General features: G+C 62.4%; 13 protein-coding genes and 1 pseudogene. 4 read left to right on the top strand and 10 right to left on the bottom strand.

Features of this window, described 5'->3' with window-relative positions:
- Positions 1-119 precede the first annotated feature (119 nt).
- The gene (locus tag LHFGNBLO_RS29920; RefSeq protein ID WP_258603194.1) at positions 120-461 is read right to left on the bottom strand and encodes a DUF2147 domain-containing protein; all 342 of its coding nucleotides are present in this window, start codon (positions 459-461) and stop codon (positions 120-122) included.
- A gap of 441 nt (positions 462-902) precedes the next feature.
- On the opposite strand from LHFGNBLO_RS29920, the gene LHFGNBLO_RS29915 reads away from it, so the two are divergent.
- Positions 903-1,169: a sel1 repeat family protein gene (locus tag LHFGNBLO_RS29915; RefSeq protein ID WP_006331108.1), complete on the top strand. Its 267-nt coding sequence runs from the start codon at positions 903-905 to the stop codon at positions 1,167-1,169.
- A gap of 363 nt (positions 1,170-1,532) precedes the next feature.
- A pseudogene (locus LHFGNBLO_RS29905) lies at positions 1,533-2,655 on the top strand (branched-chain amino acid ABC transporter substrate-binding protein).
- Between the two features lie 440 nt (positions 2,656-3,095).
- On the opposite strand, the gene LHFGNBLO_RS29900 reads toward LHFGNBLO_RS29905, so the two are convergent.
- From LHFGNBLO_RS29900 to LHFGNBLO_RS29885, 4 genes are all read right to left on the bottom strand, one after another.
- Positions 3,096-5,057, bottom strand: coding sequence for an acetyl/propionyl/methylcrotonyl-CoA carboxylase subunit alpha (locus LHFGNBLO_RS29900; protein ID WP_258603183.1), 1,962 nt, complete (start codon positions 5,055-5,057; stop codon positions 3,096-3,098).
- Positions 5,058-5,123: 66 nt separating this feature from the next.
- Positions 5,124-5,501: a hypothetical protein gene (locus LHFGNBLO_RS29895; protein ID WP_258609960.1), complete on the bottom strand. Its 378-nt coding sequence runs from the start codon at positions 5,499-5,501 to the stop codon at positions 5,124-5,126.
- A gap of 120 nt (positions 5,502-5,621) precedes the next feature.
- On the bottom strand, positions 5,622-6,152 hold the full coding sequence (locus LHFGNBLO_RS29890; protein ID WP_258603181.1) for an O-acetyl-ADP-ribose deacetylase: 531 nt from the start codon (positions 6,150-6,152) through the stop codon (positions 5,622-5,624).
- Position 6,153: 1 nt separating this feature from the next.
- Positions 6,154-7,761, bottom strand: coding sequence for a carboxyl transferase domain-containing protein (locus tag LHFGNBLO_RS29885; protein ID WP_258603173.1), 1,608 nt, complete (start codon positions 7,759-7,761; stop codon positions 6,154-6,156).
- 119 nt (positions 7,762-7,880) lie between these two features.
- Between LHFGNBLO_RS29885 and LHFGNBLO_RS29880 the strand changes: the two genes are divergently transcribed.
- Positions 7,881-8,132, top strand: a complete 252-nt coding sequence (locus LHFGNBLO_RS29880; RefSeq protein WP_258603171.1) for a type II toxin-antitoxin system HicA family toxin — start codon at positions 7,881-7,883, stop codon at positions 8,130-8,132.
- Entirely contained in the window at positions 8,129-8,497 is a 369-nt protein-coding gene (locus LHFGNBLO_RS29875) for a type II toxin-antitoxin system HicB family antitoxin (RefSeq protein WP_258603170.1), read from the top strand. The genes LHFGNBLO_RS29880 and LHFGNBLO_RS29875 overlap by 4 nt, the downstream gene beginning before the upstream one ends.
- On the opposite strand, the gene LHFGNBLO_RS29870 is transcribed toward LHFGNBLO_RS29875, so the two are convergent.
- The 5 genes from LHFGNBLO_RS29870 to LHFGNBLO_RS29850 all read right to left on the bottom strand — a co-directional run bounded on the left by LHFGNBLO_RS29870 (position 8,494) and on the right by LHFGNBLO_RS29850 (position 14,095).
- Positions 8,494-9,657 carry an isovaleryl-CoA dehydrogenase gene (locus tag LHFGNBLO_RS29870; protein WP_258603168.1) on the bottom strand — a complete coding sequence of 388 codons (1,164 nt, stop codon included), beginning with the start codon at positions 9,655-9,657 and terminating at the stop codon, positions 8,494-8,496. The two genes, LHFGNBLO_RS29875 and LHFGNBLO_RS29870, sit on opposite strands and share 4 nt — an antisense overlap.
- On the bottom strand, positions 9,626-10,270 hold the full coding sequence (locus LHFGNBLO_RS29865; RefSeq protein WP_258603167.1) for a TetR/AcrR family transcriptional regulator: 645 nt from the start codon (positions 10,268-10,270) through the stop codon (positions 9,626-9,628). The genes LHFGNBLO_RS29870 and LHFGNBLO_RS29865 overlap by 32 nt, the downstream gene beginning before the upstream one ends.
- 48 nt (positions 10,271-10,318) lie before the next feature.
- Positions 10,319-10,600: an acylphosphatase gene (locus LHFGNBLO_RS29860; protein WP_258603164.1), complete on the bottom strand. Its 282-nt coding sequence runs from the start codon at positions 10,598-10,600 to the stop codon at positions 10,319-10,321.
- 286 nt (positions 10,601-10,886) lie between these two features.
- Positions 10,887-12,314 (bottom strand): HlyD family type I secretion periplasmic adaptor subunit, encoded by a 1,428-nt coding sequence (locus LHFGNBLO_RS29855; protein ID WP_258603158.1) that lies wholly within the window; start codon positions 12,312-12,314, stop codon positions 10,887-10,889.
- A 2-nt stretch (positions 12,315-12,316) separates the two neighbouring features.
- On the bottom strand, positions 12,317-14,095 hold the full coding sequence (locus LHFGNBLO_RS29850) for a type I secretion system permease/ATPase (RefSeq protein WP_258603156.1): 1,779 nt from the start codon (positions 14,093-14,095) through the stop codon (positions 12,317-12,319).
- Positions 14,096-14,101 lie beyond the last annotated feature (6 nt).

Genomic DNA, 14,101 nt, shown 5'->3' with positions numbered 1-14,101 from the left:
TCTGCTGTCCGCCGGGTAAACGTAAGCCCGCATGTCCGGTCTCATCGACCACGACAGCTGACGCAAACGAAAACGGGGCCTCCGAAGGCCCCGTCTTCATGTCGTTGAAATGCAAATGATCAGAGCTTGTGCCAGGTCTGGCTCCTGCAGATCAGACCGCCGAGCACGCAGCCGCTCATCTTGAGCGAGGTGCCTGAAAGCGTCGCCTTGCCGGAATAGGTCTTGTCGGTGTCCGGGTCGGTTATGGTGCCGGTGTATTTGTTGGCGCCTGCCGCCTTGAACGAGCCGATGTTCTTGCCGGCATGTTTGCCGGATTTGAGCGTGATGGAAAACGAGCCGCCGCCGGCGATCTCCGCCGTGGAACCGGCCTGCGTCTTCCAGTTGCCTTCGATCGGGTCGGCCCATGCCGCCCCGGCCATCATCACTGTGGCCGAGAGGGCCAAGCTCACTTTTCGAAACATGTATGTCCTCCCTATGGGTTGCGGGGTGTTCCGTCCCTGTCTGCCCCTTACGCAAACGTAAGCTAGTCCAGCTCCTGGCAAAACAAAAGCGGTGCCGCCACGGAAGGTTTCACGATTTATGGCGGCCCCGACCGTTGATTTCAGCCCGAAATGAAACGATCACCATGCTGCCTTTGTCTGCCGTGGTTAGCGGAGTCTTGACCCGCACCTCGCAAATTTTCTTCAAATTTTGCGCGAAACGGCGCGACAGCTGGCTTTGTATCCTTAACGAATTTTCGCGTTTACCTCTTGTTTTAGCTTTGTTTTCCTCAAATTAAGCACGCCATTTAACGACGGATTCAAGCCTCCGCTGCATTCTCGGAGGCATCGAAAGAGCGGCTCCCCTAGGGACACCAAGGGACAGAAGGAGGCAGCTCTCGGGAGCCAGAACAGGGGACTAAAATGGCACGTTTTGAAATGCTTGAAGCCGGCTTCGGCGCCATGGGTGCAACTGCCCAGGCCGACATTCTTTTCGAACTGGGCATGATGTATGCGACGGGCCGCGATTGCGAGACCGACGTCGTCGCCGCCCACAAATGGTTCAACATCGCCGCGATCAAGGGCTCGGTCCGCGCCGCCGAACTGCGCTCGGAACTGTCGGCTGCCATGTCGAAGGTCGAGATCGCCAGGGCGCTGCGCGAAGCCCGCGAATGGATGACGATGCACTGAGTTTTCTGGGGTCCCCACTCCAAGGGGACACTGAGGCAGGAACGCTTCGGGTCAAGGCTGCGCAAGACAGCCGGCCCGCCAGGGACAAGACCAAGAATGCGGCAGGCAAAATTGGCCAAGCCGCGCGAGACAGGGAAGCGAGCGGGCTTCCGTGGCGCGGGGGCGCTGGGGAAAGCTCGACAGGCAAAAGCCGCGACCGGCCGGAACAAGGCCGGCGCGGCTTTTGGCTTTCCGGTTGCGTCACAGGCCCAATCGAGCGCTGCCGATGCGCCAAGACATATCCGGTGAAGGATGAAATTGTCCCGCCCTCTGAAAGAAGCGCGGCCGGAACGGCTGCGCGAGACTGGGAGGAGTTCCATCGCCATGAAAAAATTGAGTATTTTGAACGCGGCCATATTTGGCCTGATGATGAGCGCGCCGGTCGCCTTCGCCGATGACATCACCTTTTCGGTGGTCGGACCGATGACGGGACAGTTGGCCACAATCGGTGACCAGTTCAAGCAAGGGGCGCAAGCCGCCGTCGACGCGATCAATGCGGCGGGCGGCGTCGAAGGTCGCCAGATCAAGCTCGACGTCCAGGACGACCAGTGCGATCCCAAACAGGCGGTTTCGGTTGCCAACCGCATCGTCGCCAACGGCACCCAAGTTCGTCGATGGCCATGCCTGCTCGGGGTCGAGCATTCCGGCTTCCGCCGTCTACGCCGAAGCCGGTACGCTGATGATGAGCCCGGCGTCTTCCAATCCTGTGCTGACCGATGCGGCGGCGAAGGCCGGCTGGCCGACGATCATGCGTCTCTACACGCGCGACGATGCGCAGGGCGCCTTCATCGGTCCATGGATCGCCAAGAAATATGCCGGCAAGAACGTCGTCATCCTGCATGACAAGAGCGCCTACGGGCAAGGCGTGGCCGATGCCGTCAAGGCAACGATGAATGCCGGCGGCCTCAACGAAGTTCTCTACGAAGGCATCAATGCCGGCGACAAGGACTATTCGGCTCTGGTCACCAAGCTCAAGGAGCTGAAGGCCGATGTCGTGTATTTCGGCGGCTATCATCCCGAGGCCGGCCTGATCCTGCGTCAGTCGGCCGAGCAGAGCGTCAAGTTCCAGCTGATCATGCCGGACTCGATCGCCTCGCCGGAATTCTGGCAGGTTGCCGGCCCGGCCGGCGAGGGCACCATGTTCGTCTTCCCGTCGGATCCGCAGGCCAAACCCGAAGCCAAGGAAGCCATCGCCAAGATCAAGGCGGGCGGCTTCGTACCGGAGGGCTTCACGCTGTTCTCCTATGCCGTGATCCAGGCCTTCGCCGAGGGCATCAAGCGCGCCGGCAGCGACGATCCGGCCAAGGTCGCCGAAGCGCTGAAGAACGGCCAGCCGATCAGCACCGTGGTCGGTTCGGTCACCTTCGACGAGAAGGGCGACCTCAAGAACGCCAGCTATGACATCAACCAGTGGCACGACGGCAAATACGCGCCGATCCAGCCCTGATAGCCGGCGTCACCGAGCGGCATCCAAAGATGGCCGGGCTTGTCCCGGCCATTTTCATTTGAAAACATTGAAGTTTTTTCTTTATCCGGCTCGTATTCAGATCGTTGTCATGACCAACAAAAACCCGCCGAGGCGGGCAGTCTCGGCCAGGATGAAGGGGAGAGTTGGATGCCATCCGGAAAGCGCATGTTGCGGGTAAGTGCGGTTAGCCCAATGCCTCGCCTTATGGCTGTGTTCCGATTACATTAGCAGTAGCATAAGTATCTTGGCGTGCCGGCATCTTCTCACTTCACTGTGGCCGGCAAGGCCCGGTGTCGTTGAGGGGTACACAACATCCAGGACACCGGGCCGCTGGGGCTCTAACCTGTGCCTTGCCGCTCGCTATCTCCTCGAGTTTCGACGGCGCGGCATTCCTGCTCCCCTATTTAGGGAAAAGCCACCTACGCTGCTTCCTCGGCAAAGCGCACCAGCACCGTCCCGTCGGTGACCTGCGCGCCCTCGGCTGCGATCTCGGCGATCACCCCGTCATGGGTTGCGGAAATCGTGTGCTCCATCTTCATCGCCTCCAGGATCAGCAGCGGCTGGCCCTTGCTCACCACATCGCCCTTTGCCGCGCGCACCAGCTTGACCAGGCCAGGCATCGGCGCGCGCAGGCTGTCGGAGCTGGCAGCGGCCTCGTCGGCCCGCGCCAGCGGGTCCGAAACGGCGAAGTTGTAGCCGACGGCGCCTTCGAACACGGTGACGTGGCCGGGCCAGCGGGCGAGGCGGGGGACGGTGCGAAGATCATGCGAATTGACGCTGTCATATGGTGTGTCCAGCGCCATCTGGAACCGACCGTCCGGCCGCACCGAAACCCGGGCAACGATATCCTCCTCGCCGAATTTCAGCCGCGTGCGTCGCGCCACGGTGTGGAAATGCGCATAGCCGGCAAGCGACGACCACGGGTCGTCCGATGGCGGCAGTTCACTGGCGCCGGAGGCGGCAAGTGCGGCTGCGGCAACGATCTCTCCGGTTGGCGGCGGAACTGCGGTCAATGTTTCCCGATGCCTGCCGATCAGGCCGGTGTCGACGTCGCCAGCGACAAAATCCGCGTCCGCGGCAAGGGCGGCGAGAAAGGCGGTGTTGACGGTCGAACCGGCGATTTCGGTTTGCGACAGCGCTGTTTCAAGCGCTTCGAGCGCCGCCTGCCTATCGCTGGCGTGGACGACCAGCTTGGCGATCATCGGGTCGTAGAACGGCGAGATGGCATCGCCGGCCCGCACGCCGGTCTCGATGCGCATGGTGGCGCCCTCGGGTGCGATGTCGGGAAACTTCAGATGGTGCAGCGTGCCGGTCGCCGGCAGGAAACCCTTTGCCGCATCTTCGGCATAGATGCGCGCCTCGAAAGCATGGCCGGAGAGCGCGATCTCGCTCTGTGTCTTCGGCAGCTTTTCGCCTGAGGCAACTCTGAGCTGCCACTCGACAAGGTCGGTGCCGGTGACCATTTCGGTGACCGGGTGCTCGACCTGCAGGCGAGTGTTCATTTCCATGAACCAGAAGCGATCAGCCTTCAGCCCCTGCGAGGCATCGACGATGAACTCGATGGTGCCGGCGCCGCAATAGGCGATCGCCTTGGCAGCCTTCACCGCCGCCTCCGTCATCGCCTTGCGCAAGGCCGGCGTCATGCCAGGCGCAGGCGCTTCCTCGATCACCTTCTGGTGACGGCGCTGCGCCGAGCAGTCGCGCTCGAAAAGATGCACGGCGTTGCCGAAGATATCACCGAACACCTGCACCTCGATATGGCGCGGCTTGTCGACATATTTCTCGACCAGCACGCGGTCGTCGCCGAAGGCGGCCTTGGCCTCGCGCCGCGCGCCTGACAGCGCCTCGGAAAAGTCGTCGGGGTGCTCCACACGCCGCATGCCTTTGCCGCCACCGCCGGCGCGCGCCTTGATCAGCACGGGATAGCCGATCTCGCGCGCCTTGGAGGCCAAGAGCACGATCTCCTGCGCCTCGCCGTGATAGCCCGGCACCACCGGCACGCCGGCCTTCTCCATCAGCCGCTTGGCCGCGTCCTTCAACCCCATGGCGCGGATCGAGGCGGCCGACGGCCCAATGAAAATCAGCCCCGCCGCCACCACCTGGTCGACGAAGTCGGGGTTTTCCGAAAGAAAACCGTAGCCGGGGTGGATAGCTTCAGCACCGGTCGCTTTCGCCGCGGCGATGATCTTGTCGCCGCGCAGATAGCTTTCGCCGACAGGCGAGGCGCCGATATGCACTGCCTCGTCGGCCATCGCGACATGCAACGACTTGGCGTCGGCGTCGGAATAGACGGCGACGGTGCGCACACCCATCTTGCGCGCCGTGCGGATGACCCGGCAAGCGATCTCACCGCGATTGGCAATCAGGATTTTAGCGAACATGCAGCCTCCGCAAGCGAGGTTCGGGCTCTACCGGCAAGGCGCTCGAGTTGAGTTGGCTATCGAAGCCTATTTGGAGGCGGCGATGCCGCAGCCTCCTCCGGCGACCTTGACCTTCCATCTTTTGACGCCCGCCTGGCAGGATCGCAATGCCAGATCCTCCGCAGCCTTCTGGGTCGGCGCGTTCAGCCGTGCGCCGCAAATGATGTAGAGATCGACCACGCGCGAATAGAACGTCGTTGCATAGGCCGAATGCCCGCTGGCCGCCACATAGTCCTTGTAGGCCTTCGGGCAGTCTCCCGTCGAACCTGGTGGAAAATTGACAACGAAGCGGCTGTCGCCGACTTTCCCAGCCAGCGATTCCGCCATCCCGACGCCGGGCGCCGCGAATATAAGCAAGCCTGCAAGCAGCGACGCAGTCGTTTTCCCTGAATATTCCAGTCTCATCTTTACCCCATCCCCATTGCAAAATGCAGGATGGGCAACAACGCCCATTCTCCGGCACCACCAGCCTGAGCGCCGAAAATTGCTTTTGCAGACGTGGATGGATTGTGTTGTCCATGCAGTCTAGGCTCCGCCAAGTGCAGTAACGGCCTGCTGGTATAGTTCCGATGTTTGCTGGTCGAAGCAGCAGAAGATAACGGTTTCCGGTATCGCGTTCCGGCTCATGAAGGCATTTACGGTGCTGACGGCAATCGCCGTCGCCTCATCTTTCGGATAGCGGTAGACGCCGGTCGAGATCGCCGGGAACGCCACTGTCCGGCAATCCCTGGCGGCGGCGATTTCGAGGCAGCGGCGATAGCAGGAGGCCAGCAACTCGGCTTCGCCCTTGCCACCACCTTGCCAGACCGGACCGACCGTGTGGATGACGTGGCGCGCCGGCAGCCGGTAGCCGCTGGTCAGTTTTGCGTCGCCGGCCTTGCAGCCGTTCAGAGTCCGGCATTCGACCAGAAGTTCTGGGCCCGCCGCCCGGTGGATGGCGCCGTCGACGCCACCGCCGCCCAGGAGCGACGAGTTGGCGGCGTTGACGATGGCATCCACGGCGAGTTTGGTGATGTCGCCGGTATGAATGCGAATCCGCTGGTCGATTTCGCTCATCTCACATCCTGAACACGCCGAACCGTGTCTCCTCGATTTCGGCATTGAGCGCTGCCGAGAGGCTCAGTGCCAACACTTCACGCGTCCTGGCCGGATCGATGATGCCGTCGTCCCACAGTCGTGCCGAGGAATAGAGCGGATGGCCTTCGTGCTCGTATTTCATCAGGATCGGCTTCTTGAACTTCGCCTCTTCTTCCGCGCTCCATTCGCCGCCCTTGCGCTCGATGCCCTCGCGCTTGACGACGGCCAGCACTGTCGCCGCCTGCTCGCCGCCCATCACCGAAATACGGGCGTTCGGCCACATCCACAGGAAGCGCGGTGAATAGGCGCGTCCGCACATTCCGTAATTGCCGGCGCCGAACGAGCCGCCGATGATCATCGTCACCTTCGGCACTTTGGCGGTGGCGACCGCCATCACCAACTTGGCGCCGTCCTTGGCGATGCCGCCGGCCTCATACTTTCGCCCGACCATGAAGCCGGTGATGTTCTGCAGGAAGACCAGCGGGATCTTGCGCTGGCAGCACAGCTCGATGAAATGCGCGCCCTTCAACGCGCTTTCAGAAAACAGCACGCCATTGTTGGCGATGATGCCGACCGGTATGCCATGAAGATGGGCAAAGCCGGTGACCAGCGTGGTGCCGTAGTTCTGTTTGAATTCGTCGAATTCCGAGCCGTCGACGACGCGCGCGATAACCTCGCGCACGTCATAGGGCTGGCGCAGATCGGTCGGCACGATGCCGTAAAGTTCATGCGGATCATGAAGCGGCAGAATCGACTTCTGTAAGTTCAGGCTTACGATCTTGTTCCGATTCAGGTTTTTGACGATGCGCCGGCAGATGGCCAGCGCATGTTCGTCGTCCAGCGCATAGTGGTCGGCGACGCCGGAAAGCCGCGTGTGCACGTCTGCGCCGCCCAGATCCTCGGCGCTGACGTCCTCACCGGTGGCTGCCTTCACCAGCGGCGGGCCACCAAGGAAGATGGTCGCCTGGTTGCGCACCATGATCGTCTCGTCCGACATCGCCGGCACATAGGCGCCGCCCGCCGTGCACGAGCCCATGACGCAGGCGATCTGCGGAATACCCGCCGCCGACATGTTGGCCTGGTTGAAGAAGATGCGGCCGAAATGCTCGCGATCGGGAAACACCTCGTCCTGGTTGGGCAGGTTGGCGCCGCCGCTGTCGACCAGATAGACGCAGGGCAATTTGTTCTGTAGCGCAATCTCCTGCGCGCGCAGATGCTTCTTCACCGTCAGCGGATAATAGGTGCCGCCCTTCACCGTTGCGTCATTGACGACGACCATCACCTCTGTGCCTTCGACGCGACCGATGCCGGCGATCATCCCGGCCGACGAGATCTCCTCGCCATACATCGACCAGGCTGCGAACTGGCCGATTTCGAGGAAGGGCGAGCCGGTGTCGAGCAACTGGGCGAGCCGCTCGCGTGGTAACAGCTTGCCACGCGAGACGTGGCGTTCGCGCGCCTCCTCCGAGCCGCCACGCTCGACGGTTGCCGCCTTTTCCGCAATGTCGGCGACCAGCCCCCGCATGCGCTCGGCATTGGCGCGGAAGGTCTCGGAGGCGGGAGAGATCTGGGAGGCGAGGGTGGTCATTGACAAATCCGATGTGATATCATATTTTGCTATCAAGATTGAATTTCGTCGCGCATGACGTGCGACCGCCAACTGGGATTTCGGCGCTCCTTGCCGGGTCATTTTCCATGGAGGTCATCATGCGCGGAAAACACAAGCAGACACTGGACGCCATTTCGAATCCAGTGAGTGGTTCGATCAAATGGCGCGATGTCGAGGCATTGCTGGTAGCGCTTGGTGCGCGAGTGTCGGAAGGACGTGGATCGCGGGTGCGTTTCACATTGAACGGGATAACGCTTCGCGTGCATCGGCCGCATCCATCGCCTGATGCAAAAGCATACGTGATCCGAGAGATCAGGACTTTCCTGATAGATTCAGGTGTTGAGCTATGAAGCCCTACAAGGGATATCTGGGAACGATCGAGTTCGATGAAAACGATGTTGTGTTTCACGGCCGTATCATGGGCATTCGCGATATCTTCACATATGAAGCCGATTCGGCGGAAGAATTGCTGAAGGCTTTTCATGAATGCGTGGATGACTACCTCGAATTCTGCGCCGAACAGAATAAGGAGCCGGAAAAACCGTTTTCGGGCAAACTCGCTCTGCGCACCACGCCGGAAGTCCATCACCTTGTCAGTCGAGCCGCCGCCAGCGACGGCAAATCGATCAATCAGTGGGTGTCGGACACGCTTGCCGAAGTCGCTCGCAAGCGGGTCGACGAAGGTTCGACAAAAGTCCGAACCCGCGCCCACTAGACCCCCTCCGCCATGATTTCCCGCCCGATCAGCCAGCGGCGGATTTCGCTGGTGCCGGCGCCGATCTCGTAGAGCTTGGCGTCGCGCAAAAGCCGGCCGGTCGGATAGTCGTTGATGTAGCCATTGCCACCCAGCAACTGGATGGCGTCGAGCGCCATCAGCGTCGCCTTCTCGGCGGCAAACAAAACGCAGCCGGCGGCGTCCTTGCGGGTGGTCTGGCCGCGGTCGCAGGCGGCGGCGACGGCATAGACGTAGGCCCGCGCCGCGTTCATCACCGTATACATGTCGGCCAGCTTGCCTTGCACCAGCTGGAACTCGCCGATCGGCTGGCCGAACTGCTTGCGCTCATGCACGTAAGGGATAGCCACATCGAGGCAGGCCGCCATCAGGCCAATCGGGCCGCCGGCCAGCACCGTGCGCTCATAGTCGAGGCCCGACATCAGCACTTCGACGCCACGTCCTTCCTCATGCAGCACATTGTCGAACGGCACCTCGACATTGTCGAAAACCAGCTCGCCGGTGTTGGAGCCGCGCATGCCGAGCTTGTCGAGCTTTTGCGCCACGGAAAACCCGGCGAAAGCCTTTTCGACGATGAAGGCGGTGATGCCGCGCGAATGGCGTTCCGGATCGGTCTTGGCGTAGACCACCAGCGTTTCGGCGTCCGGCCCGTTGGTGATCCACATTTTCGTGCCGTTGAGCACGTAGCGGTCGTTACGCTTTTCGGCGCGCAGCCGGAGCGACACGACGTCGGAGCCGGCGCCGGATTCCGACATCGCCAGCGCGCCGACCTTTTCGCCCGAACACAAAGCAGGGAGATATTTCTCCTTCTGCGCCGGCGTCGCCCAGCGGTTGATCTGGTTGACGCACAGGTTCGAATGGGCGCCGTAGGAGAGGCCGACCGAGGCCGAGGCGCGGGAAATCTCTTCCATCGCAATGACATGGGCGAGATAGCCCATACCGGTGCCGCCGAACTCAGGATCGGCGGTGATGCCGAGCAGACCGAGCGCGCCGAACTCGCGCCACAGCTGCGCCGGGAATTCGTTGTTGCGGTCGATATCGGCGGCGAGCGGCGCGATCTTTTCCTGGGCGAAGCGGCGCACCAGGTCGCGAAGCGCCTCGATGTCTTCGTCAAGCCCGAAGCTGAGCGTGTGCGTGTACATGCTGTTCCTCCCCGATATCGATCTTCGCCCCAACCAGGCGCATTGTCATCGAAAGATATGTCGCCGTCACTTCAGCGATCGACAGCCGCTCGCCCGGCCGGAACCAGACGATGACGCCGGTCATCATCTGGATCAGCGCCATGGCGGTCAGGCCGGTGTCGTCGACATCGAAGGCGCCTGCTTCCGCGCCATCACGCAGGATGGCGCGCAGTTCCTTCTCATAGGCCGTGCGCATGCGCAGGATCTGCGTCAGTTTTTCATGTGAAAGGCTGCGCAATTCCATGTTCGAGACATGGGTGGAATGGCGGCGCCCGATATGGAAGGCGATGTGGTTCTCGACATAGGCCGCTAGCCGCTTTGTGGGATCGGCGGCGGTTGGGCGTGCTGCGTCCCATGTCTCGATCAAACCCTCCATATGCTCGCGCATCAGGGTGAACAGCAGGTCTTCCTTGGTCGGAAAATAGCGGTAGAGGGCTGCTGCCTGAACACCGACCTCGGCAGCCAGTTGGCGCATTGACATCGCCTCGTAGCCAAGGCGCGCGATCAGGCTGACCGCCGCCTCACGGACTGCGGCTTCGGTCTTCTCGCCATCGGAACCGGTCGTGCGCGCCATGGTTGCCTCATCAAGAAGACGCAATAATAAAACGAACGTTCAATTAATTCAAGGTGTGTTGATCCTGAAGCCAGCGGGTAGGCTCCCGGCGTCGAATTCCTCGGCATCGACCTTCGAAACCGATGCGCTTTCTGGCCCTTGCCAAAGCCGTGCGATCATTGTCGAAACCGCGGCCTCGGTTCCGGCGATCAAAGCCGTCACCGTGCCGTCCTGTTCGTTGCGCACCCAGCCCGCAAGACCAAGGCTTATGGCCTCGTCCCGTGCCCAGAGCCTGTAGCCGACGCCTTGCACTCTGCCATGCACGCGCACCTGCACCGCCTTGCGATTCATCGGGCTCTCCACGCCTGTTGATGGTTCCGAGTCTGGCGCATCGTCGAGCGAATGCAACCGGCTTGCAGGATGGGTGACCTGATCCATTTAGATAGTTGCAAGGAGCCAGACATGCCGGTCGAACAAAATGCCCTGGTCGGCGAGATCCGCCGCACAGATGTGCACATCCCCAGAGCCGGAGCCTAGTGCATGTCGCCCAAAAGTGCGCAGCGGTTTTGGGACAACGACATGCTTAAAGACAAAAACTTAAAGCGAGTCGACTGAATCCGTTTCAACGCGACGCGCTTTAGTCCCCGCGGAATGCGCGGCTGGCCTGATCGGTCAATGGCTTGAGCAGATAGGAAAGAACCGTGCGGTCGGTGGTCTTGAGAAAAACCTCGGTCGGCATGCCCGGCTTGAGCTCCAGCGGCCCCGCCTGTTCGAGGCTTTTGGCCGACAGTTCAATGCGTACGGCATAGTAGGCGACGCCGGCCTTCTGGTCTTCGATGAGGTCGGGTGAGATGCGATCCACCCGGCCGTCGACCTCGGGCGTGGTCTGCTGGCTGAATGCCGAAAGGCGAAGCGTTGCCGGCTGCCCGATGGCGACCTGGTCGATATCCTGCGGCGCGACGCGCGCCTCGACCACCAGGGCGTCGGCCGTCGGCACGATCTGCATGATCGCCTCGCCTGGAGAGATGACGCCGCCGATGGTGTGGATCGCAAGCTGATGCACCCGGCCGGATTGCGGCGCGCGGATGTCGATCTGCTTCAGCGATTGCTGGGCGGCGATCTGGCGCTCGCGAAGCTCGCTCGCCTTGGCGTCGATCTCCCGCAGCTCGCCCGCCACCTCGCTGCGCATGTCCTGGTCGATCTGGATTATGGCAAGTTCCGTCTCGCTGATGCGTCCGCGCGTCTGTGCGGCCGCCGCAGTCAACTGGCCGTCTTCGCCGTCGAGCCTGGCCTGGGAGCGTTCGCGTTCAGCCAGCCGCGAAATCGGCACCAGTTTCTTTTTCCAGAGGTCCCTCATGCCCTCCAGCTCGACCTCAGTGAACGAAATTTCCTGCTGCTTGCTCTTCTGCTGCGCGTCGATGCCTGCGATCTCCTGCCGGAACTGCGCGATGCGCTCGCGCAACTGTGAGACTTGGCCGTCCCGTGCCTGACGCCTTAGGACAAACAGCCTGTTCTCACCTTCGATCAACTGCGCAATCTGGGCATCGGATGCTCGTGCTTGCAACTGCTCAGGATAGATCACCGCGCCGGCATTGTCGCGCTCGGCCATCAGCCGGGCCCGACGAGCCGAAAGCTCGTCGAGGTTGTTTGCGACGATGGCGAGATTGGCACGCGCCACCGTGTCGTCGAGCCGTACCAGCACGTCGCCTGCGGAGACCATGCTGCCGTTCTGCACGTTCAGCGCGCCGACCACGCCGCCTTGCGGATGCTGGACGGATTTGACGTTGGAATCGACGACCAGATGGCCGGCCGCTACCACGGCGCCGGAAAGATTGCTTGTCGCTGTCCAAAGGCCGAGTCCGCCGACCAGGGCCAATGCTGCGATGGAGCCCAGCCGCACGTTCCTGCGGATGGCAGCGCGCAATCGCTGCTGTTGCGGGGAGGCGCCCTCGATCGGCTTTGCACCACGGTCCAGAGCGGCGACCACCTGCGCCTTTGCCGAGAAGGCGAGTTCCCGGGCGGTGCGCAACCAGCTCGTTGTGAAATGGGTCGTTGCCAGCGCCATCGTTAGCCTGCCGTTCCGACCGCATGCAGCGGTGCAGGTACAGGTTGCAGCGGCGCAGGTACAGGCTGCAGCGCTTGACGCGCGATCTCGCTCTTCAGGCCGAATGCCTGCTGCCGGCCGCCGCCGAGCACCAGCAGGTGGTCCAGTGCCGCAAGTGCGCTCGGCCGGTGCGCCACCACGATGACGATGCCACCGCGCGCCTTGATGCCTTCGATGGCTTGGGTCAGAGCCTGGTCCCCGGCTGCGTCGAGGTTGGAATTGGGTTCGTCGAGCACGACCAGGAACGGATCGCCAAACAGCGCCCGCGCCAGCGCCACCCGCTGGCGCTGGCCGGCCGAAAGTGCCGCGCCGCTTTCGCCGATATCGGTCCGATAGCCTTCCGGCAGGCGCAGGATCATTTCGTGCACGCCCGCCGCTCGCGCCGCCGCGATGATCGTCTCCGGCGAGGCATCGTCGTCGAAGCGCGAGATGTTCTGGCCGACGGTGCCGGCAAACAGTTCGACATCCTGCGGCAGGTATCCGATATGGCGGCCAAGCAGGTGCGTCGGCCACTGCTCGAGCGCTGCGCCGTCGAGCCGGATCTTGCCGCGCGTCACCGGCCAAACACCGACCAGCGCCCGGGCAAGCGAGGATTTTCCCGAGCCGCTGGGACCGATCACGCCAACGCCTGATCCGGCGCGCAGCGAGAATTCGACATCCTGCACCACCAGGCGCCGGTCGCCGGGCGCGACGACGCTGATGCTTTCGACCGCCAGCTCGGCGGTGGGGGCGGGCAGCTCCATTCCTGCCTGGGCAACGGGAAGGGCCGCAAACAGATCACCCAGGCGTCGCCAGCTCTGCTGCGCATTGAGGAAGCTCTTCCAATGCGCAATGGCAAGCTCTATGGGCGCCAGCGCACGTGACGTGAGGATCGAGCTTGCGATGATGATCCCGGGCGTCGCCTGCTGGTAGATGACCAGATAGGCGCCGAGCGCCAGCACCATCGATTGCAGCATCATGCGCAGGATGCGTGACACCGCGCCAAACCCGCTGGTCAGGTCGCTTGCGCGCTCCTGCGCCTCGCGAAAGTCGCTGTTTGCCCGGTTCCACCGGCTCGCCAGCCTGTCGGCCATACCCATGGCGGCCAGGACTTCGGCGTTGCGGACGCTCGATTGCGCGATCGCGCTGCGCCGGGTGCCGAACCCCGACATCGCCTTTGTTGGCCCACGGACCAACCGGTCGGTGAGCACCGTCAGCGCTATCAGCAAAAGCGCGCCGATGAGCGCCGCGACACCAATCCAGGGATGGAAGAGAAAACAGATCACCACATAAAGCGGCATCCACGGCAGATCGAACAGCGCGGCGGGGCCGGCGCCGGACAGGAATGCGCTGACCTGGTCGAGATCCCGCATCGCCTGCAGCCCTTCGCCGCGATCGCGCGTGCGCAGCGGCAGACGCACGACGCAGTTGAACACGCGGCTGCTGATGAGTTCGTCTATGCCGGCGCCTATGCGTGTCAGCACTCTTGCGCGCACCGCTTCAAGAACACCCTGAAAGAGGTAGAGCACTGTCACCAGGATGATCAGTGCGACAAGCGTCGGCACGCTGCGGCTGGGCAGCACGCGGTCATAGACCTGCAGCATGAACAGCGAGCCGGACAGCATCAGGACGTTGATCAGGCCACTGAAGCCGGCCGTGGCAATGTATGCACCGCGAAAGGAGACGAGGGCCTCTCGCAGCTCGGAGCGATTCGTGCGTTTCTGATCAGGCGAACTCGGATGAAACAGAATTTTCCCCCTCAACAGGTA

This window comes from Mesorhizobium sp. AR10 (assembly GCF_024746795.1).
Taxonomy (GTDB): domain Bacteria; phylum Pseudomonadota; class Alphaproteobacteria; order Rhizobiales; family Rhizobiaceae; genus Mesorhizobium.
Note: the sequence above shows the minus strand (reverse complement) of the source record. Positions and strands in the feature narration are given on the sequence as shown.